Source organism: Treponema sp. Marseille-Q4523 (genome assembly GCF_016901105.1).
In the GTDB taxonomy this organism is placed as follows: domain Bacteria; phylum Spirochaetota; class Spirochaetia; order Treponematales; family Treponemataceae; genus Treponema_D.
Genome location: NZ_JAFEVM010000046.1, coordinates 1 through 16,869 on the forward strand (window position 1 = coordinate 1; position 16,869 = coordinate 16,869).

The 16,869-nt window shown below is 52.0% G+C and carries 14 protein-coding genes; 7 read left to right on the forward strand and 7 right to left on the reverse strand.

What is annotated here, in order from left to right; genetic code table 11:
* The first annotated feature begins 324 nt into the window (after positions 1-324).
* From JSQ97_RS11510 to JSQ97_RS11535, 6 genes are all read left to right on the forward strand, one after another.
* Entirely contained in the window at positions 325-1,812 is a 1,488-nt protein-coding gene (locus tag JSQ97_RS11510; protein WP_205076186.1) for a polysaccharide biosynthesis protein, read from the forward strand.
* Entirely contained in the window at positions 1,805-3,031 is a 1,227-nt protein-coding gene (locus JSQ97_RS11515) for a DegT/DnrJ/EryC1/StrS family aminotransferase (RefSeq protein WP_205076187.1), read from the forward strand. Before JSQ97_RS11510 ends, JSQ97_RS11515 begins: the two co-directional genes overlap by 8 nt.
* Entirely contained in the window at positions 3,024-5,300 is a 2,277-nt protein-coding gene (locus JSQ97_RS11520; protein ID WP_205076188.1) for a xanthine dehydrogenase family protein molybdopterin-binding subunit, read from the forward strand. The genes JSQ97_RS11515 and JSQ97_RS11520 overlap by 8 nt, the downstream gene beginning before the upstream one ends.
* Positions 5,297-5,785 (forward strand): (2Fe-2S)-binding protein, encoded by a 489-nt coding sequence (locus tag JSQ97_RS11525; RefSeq protein ID WP_187384444.1) that lies wholly within the window; start codon positions 5,297-5,299, stop codon positions 5,783-5,785. Before JSQ97_RS11520 ends, JSQ97_RS11525 begins: the two co-directional genes overlap by 4 nt.
* Entirely contained in the window at positions 5,775-6,581 is an 807-nt protein-coding gene (locus tag JSQ97_RS11530; RefSeq protein WP_205076189.1) for an FAD binding domain-containing protein, read from the forward strand. Before JSQ97_RS11525 ends, JSQ97_RS11530 begins: the two co-directional genes overlap by 11 nt.
* A 120-nt stretch (positions 6,582-6,701) precedes the next feature.
* Positions 6,702-7,052 (forward strand): DUF1622 domain-containing protein, encoded by a 351-nt coding sequence (locus tag JSQ97_RS11535; protein ID WP_205076190.1) that lies wholly within the window; start codon positions 6,702-6,704, stop codon positions 7,050-7,052.
* Between the two features lie 4 nt (positions 7,053-7,056).
* On the opposite strand, the gene queA is transcribed toward JSQ97_RS11535, so the two are convergent.
* The 7 genes from queA to thrA are packed head-to-tail and all read right to left on the reverse strand — an operon-like array spanning position 7,057 to position 15,357.
* Positions 7,057-8,091: a tRNA preQ1(34) S-adenosylmethionine ribosyltransferase-isomerase QueA gene (gene queA, locus JSQ97_RS11540; RefSeq protein ID WP_205076191.1), complete on the reverse strand. Its 1,035-nt coding sequence runs from the start codon at positions 8,089-8,091 to the stop codon at positions 7,057-7,059.
* On the reverse strand, positions 8,066-9,139 hold the full coding sequence (ruvB, locus tag JSQ97_RS11545; RefSeq protein WP_239447120.1) for a Holliday junction branch migration DNA helicase RuvB: 1,074 nt from the start codon (positions 9,137-9,139) through the stop codon (positions 8,066-8,068). Before ruvB ends, queA begins: the two co-directional genes overlap by 26 nt.
* Positions 9,140-9,171: 32 nt before the next feature.
* Positions 9,172-9,786 carry a Holliday junction branch migration protein RuvA gene (gene ruvA, locus JSQ97_RS11550; RefSeq protein ID WP_205076192.1) on the reverse strand — a complete coding sequence of 205 codons (615 nt, stop codon included), beginning with the start codon at positions 9,784-9,786 and terminating at the stop codon, positions 9,172-9,174.
* A gap of 12 nt (positions 9,787-9,798) precedes the next feature.
* Positions 9,799-10,341, reverse strand: a complete 543-nt coding sequence (gene ruvC, locus JSQ97_RS11555) for a crossover junction endodeoxyribonuclease RuvC (RefSeq protein WP_205076193.1) — start codon at positions 10,339-10,341, stop codon at positions 9,799-9,801.
* Positions 10,342-10,343: 2 nt separating this feature from the next.
* A complete protein-coding gene (ilvN, locus tag JSQ97_RS11560) occupies positions 10,344-10,835 on the reverse strand; it encodes an acetolactate synthase small subunit (protein ID WP_021331315.1) in 492 nt (163 codons plus the stop codon).
* Between the two features lie 19 nt (positions 10,836-10,854).
* Positions 10,855-12,828, reverse strand: a complete 1,974-nt coding sequence (aroF, locus tag JSQ97_RS11565; RefSeq protein ID WP_205076194.1) for a 3-deoxy-7-phosphoheptulonate synthase — start codon at positions 12,826-12,828, stop codon at positions 10,855-10,857.
* Between the two features lie 33 nt (positions 12,829-12,861).
* Complete coding sequence (gene thrA / locus JSQ97_RS11570) at positions 12,862-15,357, reverse strand: bifunctional aspartate kinase/homoserine dehydrogenase I (protein ID WP_205076195.1); 2,496 nt, start codon at positions 15,355-15,357, stop codon at positions 12,862-12,864.
* 226 nt (positions 15,358-15,583) lie between these two features.
* On the opposite strand from thrA, the gene JSQ97_RS11575 reads away from it, so the two are divergent.
* Entirely contained in the window at positions 15,584-16,582 is a 999-nt protein-coding gene (locus JSQ97_RS11575) for an integron integrase (protein ID WP_205076196.1), read from the forward strand.
* Positions 16,583-16,869: the final 287 nt, after the last annotated feature.

The window sequence follows — 16,869 nt, forward strand, 5'->3', positions numbered from 1 at the left end:
CGGGCAGGGATTACGCATGAAAAAAGTATACACAGAAAAGAGACATAATATAAAATAAAAACGGCGGAACGCGAGGCAGTGGCAATGCCGCCGAGCCGCTCAGACCGATGGCAAGCGAACTTTTTGGTAAAAAAGTTCGCGCAGTCCGATTCCAATCACGGTCTGCCGCGGCGAACGGCAGGGCTGCTGCCGGGAGTGCAGCCGATTTTTTACGGTAATGGTTATTTTTTGAGAAATATAGATTCTCATGCGTAAGCCCTGGAAAGGCGCGTTTATCGAACGTCGAATTGTAAAACACGGGCGGCTGTGCTATAATCAAAAACCGTGAACAGATCCGACAAGCATTTGTACATAATCGGCGCGGGGTTTGCAGGCATCTCCATCGCTTCGGACATCAAGCGCAAAAAAATATTCGGCAAAGTCGCAGCCTTTCTCGACGATGACAAATCGCTCATCGGGCAGGAGTTCGACGGCATTCCGGTGTTCGGTCCCGTCGCCGACATCGCAAAGATATTGCGCTGTACCGACAGTGACGAAGCGATCATCGCGATCCCGAGCGCAAGCGTCGAACGGATAAAAGAAATTTACGAAACGCTCAAATCGGGCGGCTTTAAGCATATCAAAATTCTTCCAAGCGTGAGCCAGATCGTAAACGGTACGGCGCATTTGGTACAGGCGCGCGACATCGATCCTCTGGACATACTCGGACGCACGCCCGTAACCATTTCGCTGAAAGAAAGTCTTTCGTACTTGCGAGGAAAGCGCGTATGCATTACGGGAGCCGGAGGTTCCATCGGCTCGGAGCTTTCACGTCAGCTTTTGTCGGGAGGAGCCGAACGTTTGTACCTTTTCGGACACGGCGAAAATTCCATCTATCAAATAGACCGTGAATTGCACCTTTTGCAAAAAGAAGGCGTCGGCGAAAAAGCGACGGTCGTGCCTATCATCGGCGATATGAAAGACAAAGACTATGTCGACTACATCATTTCACACACGAAATGCGACGTCGTCTTTCACTGCGCAGCTTATAAACACGTTCCGCTTATGGAAGAAAATCCCGTCGCCGCGATCGAAAACAACGTATTCGGCACGAAAAATCTTCTCGATGCGTGCATCGCTCACAGCGTCCGCCGCTTCGTACTCGTTTCGACCGACAAAGCCGTCAGTCCCGTTTCCGTCTACGGCGTGTCGAAAATGTTGTGCGAAAAACTCGTACTCTCCTATGCCGATAAAGCGCGCGACGGAACATCGTTTATGTTCGTCCGCTTCGGCAACGTGCTCGGCTCGCGCGGTTCCATTTTACCGCTCTTTATGGAACAAATCAAAAACGGAGGCCCCGTTACCGTCACCGACAAAGCGATGGAGCGCTATTTTATGACGATACCCGAAGCGTGCTCCCTCGTCTTGCGTACGGGCGGCGTCGGCGAAAACGGTTCGTCCTACCTCCTCGATATGGGACAGCCCGTAAAGATAACGGAGCTTGCCGAACAGATCATCCGTTTCAGCGGTTTCGAACCGTACAAAGACATCGACATCGTATTTACCGGAGCGAGAAAAGGAGAGCGGGCTATCGAACCCTTACGGCTTCCCGAAGAAGAAGCGCAAAAAACTTCGTACAAAAAAATCATGCGATTGAAAAACACGCCGTACGCCGAAGCACACTTGCGCTCTCTCCTTGAAAAGCTCCATCCCGTGTGTTTCCGCACTTCGGGCGAAGAAGAGAAATACCGCAACAAACAATATCTCGTGTCCCTACTTTCCGAAGACGTCCCTTCTCTCAAAGCCTTTTACGCGGAGGCAAACCGTGGCTGACATACACGTTCCTTTTTCCCGTCCCGCTATAGGCATCGAAGAAGAGCGGGCGGTGCTCGAAGTGCTTAAAAGCGGCTGGCTTACGACGGGAAAATACGCGCTGCGTTTTGAAAGCGATTTTTCCGACATGATGAACGACACGGAAAACGACGTCCGGGATACAAGAGAAGCGCTTTCGCTCGATGTGCAAAACGTGCAAAGCTTTGCCGTAAACAGCAATACGAGCGGCATGATCCTCGCGATGGATGCGTGCGGCGTTACAAAGGGAAGTGCCGTGATCACGACGCCCTACACGTTCGTATCGACCGCTGCGTGCGCGCGGCATTTGGGAGCGGACGTATTTTTTGCCGACATCGAAAAAGATTCGTACAATATCGACGTACAAAACATCGAAGCCATATTGCAAAGCGAAAACGGAAAACGCGTAAAAGCGATCGTACCGGTACACATCGCCGGAAACGTGTGCCGTATGGAAAAAATATGCGCCCTTGCAAAAGCGTACGATGTCCGCGTCATAGAAGATGCGGCGCACTCTTTCCCTTCTCCGACAAAGCTCGGTTACGCGGGAACGATCGGAGATGCGGGCGTATTTTCGTTTTACGCGACAAAAACGATAACGACGGGCGAAGGCGGTATGGTATGCGTGCGCGATGAAAAGCTTGCAAAGCGCATCGCGCTCATGCGTATGCACGGCATGGACAGAGCCGCATGGGATCGCTATACATCCCCCCGCGCTTCGTGGGAATACGACATCGCCGAATGCGGCTGGAAATTCAATTTGCCCGACATCCTCGCCGCGCTCGGCATCGAACAGTTGAAAAAAGCCCGCGCGTTTTCGGAAGCGCGGAAAGCTGTTGTAAAAAAATACAACGATGCGTTTTCAAAACTCGACTTTATCGAAGTCCCTCCCGACGGAGAGGGAAACGCATGGCATCTCTACCTCATGCGTATAAAACCGGATGCGCTCACGATTTCCCGCGACGACTTTGCAAAAGAACTGCAGTCGCGCGGCATCGGCGTTTCGGTGCACTTTATACCTCTCTTTCATTTTACGTATTGGAAAAAATTGTATCCCGAATTCCGTGCATCTCATTTTCCGAATGCGCAAAAACGTTTCGCATCGACGATTTCGCTTCCGCTGTGGCCCGGTATGACAAGCGATATGACGGACAGCGTGATCGAAGCGGTCGGATCCATAGGAGCGGCACACCATGCCTGAAAAAGTGAAAAAGAAAAGCGACAAAAAAGGGAAAAAAGAGCCGCTCGTCGTCCACGAATACTATACCGACTGCACGAAACCCGACATGCTTTACGGCGCGCTCGTGAGAGGCCCCGTGTCGTCCGGCACGATCGTCGGCATATCCGTTCCCGCTCTTCCCGAAGGTTATGCGTTTTTTACCGCGCGCGACATTCCCGGAAAAAATGCGATGCGCACGCTCGCATCCGACACGCCCATATTCTGTACCGAGCGTGTTTCGTATTTCGGAGAACCCGTCGGTATCATCGTCGGACCGGACGAAGAGACCGTGTACGAGCTCACGAGTAAAATCGAAATAGCCTTCGACAGCGCGACGGTCGAGTCGGCGCTGAGATCGGTCGCAAAGGGCTATGCGCTGCCTGCGGTGACGCTGCCGAAAGAAAAGAGCGACTCGAAAAAGCTTTTAAAAATCGCCCACGCGATGCACATCGACGATCCGGCGGATACCTCCGTTCCGCTTGCAAAAGGAGGCGATGACGCACTTGAAAAAGAGAGCGAAGCTCTTTCCGAGCGTACGCATAGAGCGCGCGAAGTCGTCGCCGAGCGCACGGTGAAAACGGGCTGCTTTCTCTCGGAAGGCAAAGCGAAAGCATTGTTCAAAAATGCCGATCATACCGTGTCGGGTACCTGGATACAAAACATCGTGCAGCCGTCGTGGCCCGAAACGAACGGCGCGTTTTGCTTTATGGAAAACGGCACACTCACGATCTTTGCGCCGACGCAGTGGCCGATCTATCTCAAAAACGCAGTCTCTTCCGCACTCAAAATCGCAGAAGACCGCATCGTCATAAAGGGAACGAACACGTCGGGACACGATGCGAACGGTATGTGGAGGAACGCGACGCTCGTCATCCAAGCTTCTCTCGCCGCATATTTGACGGGAAAACCGGTAAAACTTTCGCTCTCCCGCGAAGAACACAAAACTTTTATGAAGCCCGGAGTCGCCGCTTCCATCACGTGCGAGAGCGCCGTTTCGAAAGAAGGCGATATACTGGCGACAAAGATTTCGATCGAAGCCGACGTCGGATACTGTAATCCCTTCGCACAGGAAATCGTCGATCGCCTCGCGATCGCTTCGTGCGGCGTATACGATATCCCCAACATTTTTATAAGCGCGAAAGCCGCGACCTCGCCTTCTTCTCCGACATCCGTATTCGCCGATATCATCGACGCGCAGGCGTTTTTTGCGATCGAAAACCACGTGCAGCAAATAGCCGAACGCGCCAACATACTGCCGTCCGAATTCCGCATAAAAAATATGCGCACGTCTTCCAAAGAAAGCGCGATGCCCTTTACGTTCCGCACGGGTAAAACGGAAGCTGTAATCGCGAACGCCGTCAAAATAAGCGATTATAACCGCAAATACGCCGCATTTAAAATCGACACGGTCGAAAAGTCCGATCCGCTCGATACTTTTTTTGCGCTGCCGATACGCGGTATCGGCATGGCTTGCGCCTTCGGCGGTTCGGGCTATTTGAACAACGATCTCGTTACGGAAAAACAAAAGGTATCGGTGACGCTCGAAGAAGACGGAACGGTGACGATTCACTCCCCCGTCCCCTCTTCGACGATTTCGGATATTTGGACAAAGCTCGTGTCTTCCCTGCTCAAAGTGCCGCCGTCGGCCGTAACGATATCGCCTGACGAACAGGGAGGAAGCGATTTGCCGACGCCGAACAGCATCTACGGCAGCTTGAGCATTACGACGCAGCTTTTACACCAGTGCTGTACCGAACTCGAAAAAAAGAAAACGGCAAAGGCGTCTCTCCCGATCACCGTAAAAAAAGGTTTGCCTCCCTCGATCAAAAAGCTGTGGAACAAAGAAAATTTTTGCGGCGTACCCTTTTACGCAAGTTCGTTCGGATGCGCCGTCGTCGAAATCGAACTCGATCCCTACACCTACAAAGAGCGCATCAAAGGTATATGGATAACGATCGACTGCGGACACGTGTTCGAATTGCGCGCCGCCGAAAACACGATACGTATCGCGATCCAACAGGAACTCGTACAGCTCGTCAAGGGAGAGACGATCTCGTGCGACAGCGTGCATATTTCGTTCGTACAGTCCGACGCTCCCCCCTCTCAAATCGGAAACCTCGTGCACAGCATTGTTCCCGCAGCCTTTTCGGCAGCTCTTTCACAGGCGATCGGCTTTTCCATACGGGAACTGCCGTGCAGCGCCGAAACGATGCATTCCAAAACACAAAATCTTTCCGGAGAAAGCGCATGAAAATACCCGTAACGCTCGACGGCGAAAAAACCGTACTCGAAGCATTTCCCTACGAAAAATTGATAAACGTGCTGAGGAGAAACGGCCGCCTTTCGGCAAAGTGCGGCTGCGAAGAGGGCGTCTGCGGCGCGTGTACCGTCTGTCTCGACGGTAAAGCCGTTCCGAGCTGCATCGTTCCCGCAGCCCTCGCGCGGGATGCCGACATCGTAACGCTCGATGCCTTTTCAAAGACCGAAGATTACGAGGATATCGCAAAGGGATTCAATAAAGCGGGCATCAGGCTGTGCGGCTATTGCAACGCGGGAAAGATATTTGCGGCGCGGACTGTTTTGAACACCGCCGTGAAACCTGCAAGAAGGATGATCGCGGAACAGGTTTCGCAGCTTTCGCCGTGCTGCACGAACACCGATATGCTCGTCGACGGTATCCTTTACGCCTTCGATTTTAAAGTGCAGCGTATGGGAGCGCAAAAAAATGCAAAATAGCGACCACACGTTTTTCTTTGCAAAAACGATAAGCGAATTGTTTTACCAGCTCACATCGGTATCGGGTCTCGAAGTTGTCGGCGGCTGCACAACCCTTGAGCGTACGCCCCAAAAAGCGATTTCCGTTCACGGCATCTCCGAGCTTGCTTCCGTAGAGATGCACGAACGCTATCTCGACTGCGGACCCGCCGTCGTACTCTCGGATATCCTCTCCCTCGCAAGTGCGCGGGTTCCCGAAGCGCTTACCGAAGCGGTCAAAAGTATCGCAAACCCCTTTGTGCGGAACATCGCGACACTCGGCGGCAATATCTGTGCAGGAGGAATACGGCGTACGCTTTACGCCCCCCTCCTCGCCCTCGATGCCCGGCTCGAATTGAAAAGCGCGCTCGACACCGTCTATGTGCCGCTCCTCAATTTTACCGGCATACCGCGCGGCTCGATTTTATCGAATATCCGCATACCCCTCGGCGATTGGGACGTAACGGTGTTCCGCCGTCTCGGAGCAGACCGCAAAATCACCGAGACAAGCGCTTCGTTTACGTTTCTTGCAGACAACGAAAAAAATATGATAACGAATATCAAACTCGCGTTTTCGGGTGCGGTGACGTTCCGCTGTATCGAACTTGAAAACCGCCTCATCGGAACGCGCTTGCCGCTTGCGGCAAAAGACCTCTCGCTCTTTACGGACACGGCCGCTTCGCAATTCGATGCTGCGGCAAAAGACGTTCCGTACAATCCGATTTTACGGACGCAGTTTGTCAATTTGACGCGCTATTCGCTCGAACAGCTGACATAAAGCGATTACGAAGCGGATGCAGCAGAAAAAAAATTAATAAAAGACATGCTAAAAAGCAAGGGCGGAACGCACTGACGCTTTTGCCTGTCGAAATATTTTGCAAAATTAAAGGAGATTGCCATGAAAGAGATTCTGTATCCGATTCTCGAACACATCGAATTTGTTATAAGCGTCATAAGCATCGCCGTCGTCATCTACGGTGCGCTCATCGCCGTCGTGCAGTTCATCAAAGGAGAAGTGATACACTTCCGCGGCAAAGAAAAGCTTCGCACGATCATGGTCATCCGTTCGGATTTGGGCGTCTATCTTTTGCTCGGTCTCGAACTCCTCATCGCAGCCGATATCATAAAGACGATTTTAAACCCCGCACTCATCGAACTTTTGACGCTCGGCGGCATCGTGCTTTTACGGACGATATTATCGGTCTTCCTCGAACGCGAAATGAAAGGCTTAAAAGAGCTCAGCGAGTGAGGCGTCAGCGGATCAGCATCGCGTCTCCGTAGCTGAAAAAGCGGTAGCGTTTTTCTACGGCGATTTTATACGCGTTTAAAATATGTTCGCGTCCCGCAAAAGCGCTCACAAGCATGATGAGCGTCGATTCGGGCGTGTGAAAATTCGTAAAAAGTTCGTCCGCAACTTTAAATCGAAAACCGGGATACATAAAAATATGCGTACTCCCCGACCCCGCTTTTACAAAACCGTTTTCGTCGCATGAAGATTCGAGCGTACGCACGGACGTCGTTCCGACGGCAAGCACGCGTCTCCCGCTCCGTTTTGCATCGTTGATCTTTTGCGCGGTAAGGTCGGGGACAGTGTACGATTCTTCGTGCATTTTATGCTTTTCGATTTCGCTTTCGCGCACGGGCAAAAAAGTTCCGAGCCCGACGTGGAGCGTCACCCACGCGATATCGATCCCCTTCTCTTTCAGGCGCGAAAGCATGTCTTCGGTAAAGTGAAGGCCGGCAGTCGGACAAGCTGCGCTCCCGGTCGTCTTTGCATACACGTTTTGATAGCGCTCCGCATCGGAAGCCGTATCGCCTCGCCTGATATAAGGAGGAAGCGGTATGTGACCGTTTTTTTCAAACCAGCTTTCGGAAATCGGATTGTCAAACTTGAGATTGCGGAATTCCGTTCCGGCATCTTCTCCCTCGATAACGCCGAAAACGCCGTCCGGAAACGCGTAACGCATACCGAGCTTTTGTTTTTTTGCGCCCTTTACCATCGTGCGCCACAGAAAGCCTTTTTCATCGATTTGATGTAAAAACATAAACTCGCATTCGCGGCCGGTCGTCTCTTTTACGCCGAACACGCGAGCGCGGCGGACTCGGGAATCGTTAAAGACGGCAAGAGTGCCGGGCTCAAGCAAGTCGGGAAGATCGCGCATATCGAAATGCGAAACGCTGCCGCTCTTCTTATCGAGGAGCATGAGTTTATCTTCGCCCCGTATACCCGACGGGTGCTGCGCTACAAGTTCTTCCGGCAGATCAAAATAAAAGTCCGTCGTTTTCATGACGAATCGCTCCTTCGATGCCGAGATGTTTGTACGCTTTTTCAGTCGCAAGTCGTCCCCTGTTTGTCCGCTGCAAAAGTCCGCATTGAATGAGATAGGGTTCATAGTAATCGACGAGGGTATCGAGCGATTCTCCGACGGATATCGCAAGCGTTTCCGCTCCGACCGGCCCGCCGCCGAAGTTTTCGATAACCGAACGCAAAATCGTTCTGTCGTAACGCTCAAGGCCGAGACTGTCGATTTCGAGGCGTGAAAGACCGGCTTCGACGATATCCTTTGTGATCCTGCCGCGTCCGTCCACTTGCGCAAAATCGCGCATACGCTTGAGCACGCGGTTTGCGACGCGGGGCGTTCCGCGCGAACACGATGCGATGAGAAAGGCCGCATCGTCATCGACCGAAACGGAAAGCAGTTTCGCGGAACGGTGAATGATCGAAGCGAGCTCTTCGCCCGTATAATAATTCAAGTGTTCGATGATGCCGAAGCGGCTGACAAGAGGCGTCGACACGCTGCCCGCCCGCGTCGTCGCTCCGACAAGCGTAAACGGCGGAATCGGAATGCGTACCGTGCGGGCTGCCGCTCCTTGTCCGATCACCCAGTCGAGTTCGAAGTCTTCCATCGCGATGTAGAGCATTTCTTCGATCGCGGGCTTGAGCCGATGGATTTCATCGATAAAAAATACCGTCCGCGGCGTAATCGTCGAAAGGATGCCGACGAGGTCTTTGGGTTTGTCGAGCGCGGGTGCAGAGGTTATCTTAAAATCCGCACCGAGTTCGTGCGCGGTGATCTGAGCGAGCGTCGTTTTGCCGAGACCCGGCGGACCGATCAAAAAGAGGTGATCGAGCGCTTCTTCCCGGTTCCGCGCCGCGGCGATAAAGACCGAAAGATTTTTTTTCGTCGTCTCCTGTCCGAGAAATTCGTTTAAAAGCTGAGGGCGGAGTTTGTTTTCCTGTGCGTCCTCTTCACCTGAAAAATCGGCGCGGACGATGCGGGAAAAATCCTCTGGAGCGGAAAGGGACGGGGCAAGTACGGCATTTTCATCGTGCATTTCAGCGTCGGTGCGTATTTTGCGTTTTCCGCTCATTGTGCAAGCTCCGTGAGGGCACGGCGGAACACCGCATCCTCTTTTTCGGTTTGTTTTTTCGCGTCCCAGCCGTCCGTCTTTGAAAGATTCGAAGCCGAAGATGCGACCGCACCTTCGCATATCTTTCGTTCATAGCCCATAGATACGAGAGATGCGACGACCGCGTCAAAGGGATTTGCGCTTACGCGGCGGGTATCGGGGGCGCCCGGAATGGTCAGTTTGCCTTTGAGTGCAAGCAGCATTTTCGCCGCGGTCTTTTTTCCGATACCCGGAATCCGCTCGAGCACGGAAACGTCTCCCTTGTCGAGAGCCGAAACGAGATCGCTTCCCGCGATATTCGTCAGAATCTTTACCGCAGCCTTCGGTCCGATGCCGTCGACTTTTAAAAGGTCGAAAAAAAGAGAGCGCTCTTCGTCCGACGCAAAACCGTAGAGCGACATGATATCTTGGCTATGCACGAGATAGGTAAATATCCTGCCCTCTTCTCCGACGCGGGGAAGCGCATCGAGCGAAGAACCGGGTACGGTGAGCATCCACTCGATGCCGTGCGTATCGATCGAAACCGTATTTTGAGATTTTCCGGTAATCGTGCCGGTAAGGCTGTTGAACATGAGATCACTATATCACAAAACATTTGCATAGTGCAAATGCGTGAGCGCGCCCGCGAGCGCATCGGCCGCGTGATCGGGCTTCGGTTCGGCTTCGAGCGCCAGGAGGAGTTTTACGTATTTTTCGACGAGAGCCTTGTCCGCTGCGGCCGTCCCCGTCACCGCCTGTTTGATTTGATTGGGTGTATATTCTCCGAGTGAAATGCCGTGCTGAGCGATGCACAGCGTTACGACCCCCCGCGCTTCGGCAACTCCCATCGCGGAAGACGTATTGCGCGCAAAATACAGTTTTTCCATCGCCGCTTCTCCGGGAGAGAATTCTTCGATGATCGAACAGAGCCGTGCGTACAGCGCCAAAAGGCGTTCGCCGTGCGGAGTGCGGGCAGCGGTTTCTATGACGCCGTAGCTTACCATACGGTAGCGGCCGTCTTTATAATCGACCACGCCGAATCCCGTCGATGCAAGTCCCGGATCGATGCCGAGCACTCGCCGGATCTTTTTGCCGGATCTTTTTGCGCAGGCATTTTCCGTTCCCGGAAGCGGTTCGAAGCCGTGCATGATTATTTTAAAACGTCCTCGCCGCGCCCCATCGCGTTCAATCCCGTTTTGGCAAATTCGAGGATGCCGTAAGGTTCGAGGAGGGCGATGAGGCTTGCGATTTTTTCTTCACTGCCGGTCGCTTCGATGATCACGGATCCCGTGCTTACGTCGACGATGTGCGCGCGAAAGATATCGCAGGTTCCGATGATCGCCGCCCTGTTTTCCGCACCGGCCTTTACTTTGATGAGAGCCATTTCGCGTTCGCAGGTTTTCGCAGGATCGCAGTGCTGAATCGAAATCACTTCGACGAGCTTTGCAAGCTGCTTTTCGATTTGATCGAGGATGTATTCGTCGCCCTTTACGACGATCGTCATGCGCGACTGTTCGGGATTTTCGGTCGCGCACACGGTAAGAGAATCGATGTTGTAACCGCGCCTGGAAAAAAGCCCCGATACGCGGCTCAAAACGCCCGCATGATTTTCCACGAGAATCGATATCACGTAATTTTTCATACAAACCTCATTGCCGCGCCTATATCTTTTTTCTGCTTTCGGCGTAAATGCCGAGGAGCCGCACGTCTTCGGCTTCCGCTTTGAGCGCGGTCATCACACCGTCGACGTACGAAGCGGCATCGCGCTCGTCTTCAGGAAGCTCCGCGTCCGCGTAAAAACGATAACGCCACGGCTCGCCGTGAATCGGACGCGATTCGAGCCGCGTCAAATTGAGACGGGACAAGCGAAATACGCCGAGACAAGTACACAGCGCGCCCGGTTCGTTTTTTACGCTGAACATAAACGATGCAGTATTCGGCTTTGCGTTCCACGCTTTATAATTTTTATCGGCCGTCCGCTTCCCGCCGTTCGAATCGACAAAGTGATTCGGGGCAATGACGACAAAGCGCGTATAATTTGCCGCGTCGTCTTCGATCGAATCTTTGAGCACTTCAAGATTATAATAATCGGCGTTGACGGCGCTTGCGATCGCAGCGTTTTCTTTCGACGCGAGCTCGGCAACTTCGCTTGCAGCCGTCGCCGTAGAAACGCATTCGATTTTACTCCAATTATAGCGCAGAAGAAATTTCGAACACTGACTGAGCGCCTGCGGATGCGAATACACCGTTTTTATCGAATCGAGCGACGCGCCTTTGACGCCGAGCAGCGAATGCTGAATGCGAAGCAGCACCGCACCGACGATGCTTACATCTTCAAACTGCGTCAAGTTATCGTAGTTTTCGTACACCGAACCCGCAAGCGTATTTTCGATCGGCACCATGCCGTAATCCGCTTCTCCACTTGCGACCTTTTGAAAAATTTCGCGGAACGAATCGACCGAAAGAGAAGCCGCATCCCCGTCGAAATAACGCGATATCGCCTGCTCCGCATAGGCGCCCCGCTTTCCGCTGAACGCGCATACGACGCCCTCGTGCGATTTTTTTTGCCCGGACTCTTCGCTCTTTTTTTCCGCGTTCCTTACACGCACGAGCGATTTTCCGACGACGGGCGAAAGCGCTTCTATGTCGCGCATGAGTTTATCGAACTGTTCAGGATACAGCGACTGCGCTCCGTCGGAAAGCGCTTTATCGGGATTGCAGTGCACTTCCACGATGATCCCGTCGGCTCCTGCGGCGACGGCTGCAAGGGCCATGGGCGACACTTTATCGCGGATGCCGAGGGCATGGCTCGGATCGACGATGATCGGAAGATGCGTCATACTCCGCAAAATGGGGATCGCCGAAAGATCGAGCGTATTGCGCGTCGCCCGCTCGTACGTGCGGATACCGCGTTCGCACAAAATCACGTTTTTGCAGCCCGACGAAAGCAGGTATTCCGCGGACATAAGCCACTCTTCGATCGTCGCTGAAAGCCCGCGCTTTAAAATCACCGGCTTATCGATTTTTCCGAGCCGCTTTAACAATTCGAAGTTTTGCATATTGCGCGCGCCGACTTGGTACACGTCGACGCCGTGAGCTTCCATAACGGGAATGTACTCCGACGCGACGACTTCGGTTACGACCGGCATACCGTACGCATCGCCTGCTTCTTTTAATAATTTCAAACCTTCTTCGCCCAAGCCTTGAAACGAATACGGAGAAGTGCGCGGTTTATAGGCGCCGCCCCGCAGCATGGCCGCTCCGCTTTTTGCAACGCTTTCGGCCGCACACATCATCTGCTCTCTCGATTCGACGGCACAGGGACCTGCGATCGCCGTGATGCGCATGCCGCCGACTTTGACAACTTGACCGCGGTTTGAAAGGATTTCGACGACGGTGTTTTCGGGCTTAAACTCGCGGCTGGCCATCTTGTACGGTTTTGAAATCGGGATGACGCGCTCGACGCCGGAAAGTATTTCGACTTCACGCGGATCGACTTTGAGTTTGCCGACGGCGGCGATGATCGTCGCTTCTTCTCCGACGATTTCATTCGTCTTAAAATCGTTTTGCGCGAGAAAGAGCGCGAGCTTTTTTCTGTCGTCTTCGGAAATATTCTTTTTTAAAACGATAACCATAGCGCGCCTCCGCCGATTTTGAGACAGCCCTCTCTACTTTTCGGGATTAAAACTTACCGTGCGCAAAATATCTCCGAAAACACCCGCCGCCGTCACGCCCGCACCCGCTCCGTAACCGCGCACGGTGAGCGGAATCGGCTGGTAGCGTTCGGTGTGAAATACGAAAGCGTTTTCCCCGCCCTTTACGCCGTAGAGCGGATCGTCTTTGCCGACTTCGAGCATACCGACGGTATAGGTGCCGTCTTTAATCGACGCGCCCATGCGGAGCACTTTGCCTTCTTTTCGAAGATCGGCGATCTTTTTATGAAAATAGCCGTCGACTTCTTCGAGCTTTTTCATAAACTCTTCGACCGTACCCGACGAATCGAAAGAATCGGGAAACACTTTATTGATTTTGACATCGTCGAGTTCGATCGCAGCCCCCGCCTCTCTCGCGATAATGAGCGCTTTTCGGGCGACGTCCATACCGTTCAAATCGTCGCGCGGATCGGGCTCGGTAAAGCGGAGCTCTTTCGCTTCTTGTACCGCTTTGCTGAACGGCACGTCTTCGTCGAGCCGTCCGAAAATATACGAAAGAGATCCCGACATGATGCCCGTAAAGCCCGTAAGCTTATCTCCGCTTTTAAATAAATTCTGCAGCGTGTCGATGATGGGAAGCCCCGCGCCGACGTTCGCTTCGTAGAGAAAGCGGCGCCTCATACCGTTTGCGATTTTCCGCAGCTCGCGATAATAATCGATCTTCATCGAGTTCGCCCGCTTGTTCGGCGTTACGACCGAAAGCCCCGCCTTGAACAGATCGACGTAGCGTTCCGGCAAATCGTAGGAAGCGGTGCAGTCGACAAACACGGGATTGAGCGGTTTCGTCTCTTTAACGAATTTAATAATTTCATCGACGCTCGACTTCTGCGGCATTTCTTTTATTTTTTCCCGCCACGACGTAAGGTCTATACCGTCGGCTTCGACGAACATTCCGTCGACCGTCGAAATCGCCATGACGCGGATATCGACGTTTTCCGAAAGCAGCTTTTCCCTCTGGTCGCGGATTTGGTCGATGAGCGCGCCGCCGATCGTACCGGCACCGAACACAAACACTTCGATAGTCTGCGCCGTGTTGAAAAAGAAGCGGTGAGCGGCGCGGACGGCCGTGTCTCCGTATTCGCCGAGCACGACACAGGACGTACAGCGCTCCGACGAACCTTGCGCGATCGCAATGATATTGACGTCTTGAGAAGCGAGCGCGGAAAAAAACCGTGATGCCACTCCGCGCTTTTGAATCATATTATCGCCGACGATCGAAACGATTGCGCAGTTTTTTTCCACTTCGATCGGATTGATGACGCCGTCGCTTATTTCCAGTTCGAATTCCGCTTTCAACGCATCGAGGGCGCGGTCGGCTTCCGTATCGCGGATGCAAAACGAAATCGTATATTCCGACGACGACTGCGTGATGAGCAAAATCGAAATCGATGCGCGGGAAACGGCGGCAAAGATTCTGCTTGCCATACCGGTTCTTCCGCGCATATTCGTTCCGCTCACGCTCAGCATCGCCGTGTTTTTCAAACACGAAATGCCGCGAACATCTCCGACTCTTTTTTCGCTTTCAAAAGGACCGCGTCCGATCCTCGTACCGCGGGCATCGGGACGGTGACTGTTTTTGCTCCACGCTTCGATATCCTTTGCCGCAAGCGGCGCGATCGTTTTCGGATGAAGCACTTTGCTTCCGAAAAACGCGAGTTCGAGCGCTTCTTCGTAGCTCATGTCATCGACGAGGATCGCGTCTTTTACAACGCGCGGATCGGCAGTATAGATGCCGTCGACGTCCGTCCAAAATTCCACTTTCGAAGAACCGAGCGATGCGGCGATGATCGAAGCGGAAAAATCGGAACCGTTTCTGCCGAGCAGTCCCGGAACGGGAGCGCAGCCGGTACCGCGTATCCAAGAGCAGATAAAGCCCGGAAACAATAAAATGCGTGTTTGCGATTGATTTTCTCCGTCGCGGTACGGCAGCATCGCTTCGGCACACTTCGCGTAGTCGGGATCCCCTTCTCTGTGATTGCCCGTCGTAAAGATGAATTTTCGCGAATCGAGCAAAATGACGCTCTGCCCTTTTGCGAGCAAAACCGCTTTCATGATCGGCGCGCTTAAAAGCTCTCCCATGCCCATGATGCGGCAGTGAACGGTACCCGGGCATTCGCCGAAAGACACGCAGCCGGTCAATAACTTTTCGTATTCTTCGAAAATCGGCTCGATCTCTTTTAAGACGGATGCGGCGTCGAAAGACGGAAGCTTCGACTGAAGCTCGGCACAGATATCAGAATGCACCGCCTTCAGCTCGTGAACGAAATTTTCGGCATGCATACCGCTTACACATGCATCGATGCTTTCCTGCAATTTATTTGAAACACCCGCGACGGCGGAAACGACGACGCTTACACGCCCGCTCTCCGCGCGAGAGATAATAATGTCAGCGGATGAAAGGATGCGGCGTGCGCTTTCCATCGACGTACCGCCGAATTTTAAAGTAATCATAATTTTCCTCTTAAAAGATATTGTATATGATAACAAAAAGAACGTGCGTACTCAATATGGGGATTTAACATAGGGAGATTTGTTATTGTGCACGGGAATTTTCTGCTTTCCGCAAAAGGTACTTTATACGAAGATTCCCTTTTACGATCGCGGACAGATCCCTTGATGTGATATAATCAAACTATAGTGGAAGCCTGTCAATAGTTTGTTATATTTAATAGAGGTAATGACATATGAAAGAAGGAATAATGATACTGCAAGCGATGTTCAGTGTATTTTAAATAAGTTGGAAGAAGTTATTACTGCCAAACACTACAGTAAGCGTACAATGGAGGCTTACAGCTATTGGATAAGCCGCTTTATCCGAGAACATGAGGATAAAAATCTTAAAACTCTTTCTGATACGGAAATAAATTCCTTTGTGAACTGTCTTGCAGTGAAGGAAAAGGCTGCCGCTTCAAGCCAAAATCAGGCTCTTGCGGCTCTTTTGTTTCTATATAAAAACATATTAGGCTTAACTATAAAGACTCCTGAAAATATAGTCCGTGCTAAAAAGCCTAAAAAGCTGCCTGCCGTAATGACCCGTGAGGAAACTGCAAAGATATTCTCTCTTTTGCCTGAAAACGATTACGGGCTTCTTATCCGTTTGCTTTACGGAACCGGAATGCGGCTTATGGAAGCCTTGCGGTTAAGAATTCAGGATATCGATTTTGGGAAAAACGAAATTACGGTACACTGCGGAAAAGGTGCGAAAGACCGTAAAACCGTACTGCCTGTTTCACTTAAATTTCCGCTTCAAAAACATTTGGAAAATGTCCGGCGTATTCATGAGGCAGACTGCAAGGACGGTTTCGGTTCGGTGCCGCTTCCGTTTGCTCTTGCAAAAAAATATCCCAATGCCGGCAAAACTTGGGTATGGCAGTGGGTGTTTCCTCAAGCACGCCGATGGCGTAACAAAGAAACCGGCGAGCAAGGGCGCCACCATATCGATCCTTCGGTTATTCAGCGTACTCTGCATGAAGCTGTTTTAAAGTCCAACATCCCAAAACCAATCGGCTGTCACACTTTCCGCCACTCATTTGCAACGCACCTGCTTGAAGCCGGCTACGATATCCGCACTATCCAAGAGCTTCTCGGCCACAGCGATGTTAAAACTACTATGGTTTACACCCATGTCCTAAATCGCGGCGGTCTAGGCATTCAAAGCCCTATAGACAGGATGTAATTTTTCTTTGCTCCGTTTAGCGAAGATAGGCCTAATCAGCCGATTGTTGATTTATTCTTGTGAACAGTTATGGTAGAAAGATCTGATTTTTTGATCCGCAGCAATTTAGATGGAAAAGCATAGGTTTTTGTGATATTATAAGGAAAGGTCGAAAGGATGTTAGAAGTACCCTCCGAGCGGGGGAAAATAGTAATTAGATAAGTATATGGAGATAACAAAATGTTAGACGATTTGTCAAAGGTATTACCTATAGGTGAATTATATAAAGACTTATTACATCCTTCTAC

Bases quoted from the DNA above. Each gene is read 5' to 3' on its own strand.
- JSQ97_RS11520 (WP_205076188.1), top strand. From the start codon at position 3,024: ATGCCTGAAAAAGTGAAAAAGAAAAGCGACAAAAAAGGGAAAAAAGAG.
- JSQ97_RS11525 (WP_187384444.1), top strand. From the start codon at position 5,297: ATGAAAATACCCGTAACGCTCGACGGCGAAAAAACCGTACTCGAAGCA.
- JSQ97_RS11530 (WP_205076189.1), top strand. From the start codon at position 5,775: ATGCAAAATAGCGACCACACGTTTTTCTTTGCAAAAACGATAAGCGAA.
- JSQ97_RS11535 (WP_205076190.1), top strand. From the start codon at position 6,702: ATGAAAGAGATTCTGTATCCGATTCTCGAACACATCGAATTTGTTATA.
- queA (WP_205076191.1), bottom strand. From the start codon at position 8,091: ATGAAAACGACGGACTTTTATTTTGATCTGCCGGAAGAACTTGTAGCG.
- ruvB (WP_239447120.1), bottom strand. From the start codon at position 9,139: ATGCACGATGAAAATGCCGTACTTGCCCCGTCCCTTTCCGCTCCAGAG.
- ruvA (WP_205076192.1), bottom strand. From the start codon at position 9,786: ATGTTCAACAGCCTTACCGGCACGATTACCGGAAAATCTCAAAATACG.
- ruvC (WP_205076193.1), bottom strand. From the start codon at position 10,341: ATGCACGGCTTCGAACCGCTTCCGGGAACGGAAAATGCCTGCGCAAAA.
- ilvN (WP_021331315.1), bottom strand. From the start codon at position 10,835: ATGAAAAATTACGTGATATCGATTCTCGTGGAAAATCATGCGGGCGTT.
- aroF (WP_205076194.1), bottom strand. From the start codon at position 12,828: ATGGTTATCGTTTTAAAAAAGAATATTTCCGAAGACGACAGAAAAAAG.
- thrA (WP_205076195.1), bottom strand. From the start codon at position 15,357: ATGATTACTTTAAAATTCGGCGGTACGTCGATGGAAAGCGCACGCCGC.
- JSQ97_RS11575 (WP_205076196.1), top strand. From the start codon at position 15,584: ATGACATATGAAAGAAGGAATAATGATACTGCAAGCGATGTTCAGTGT.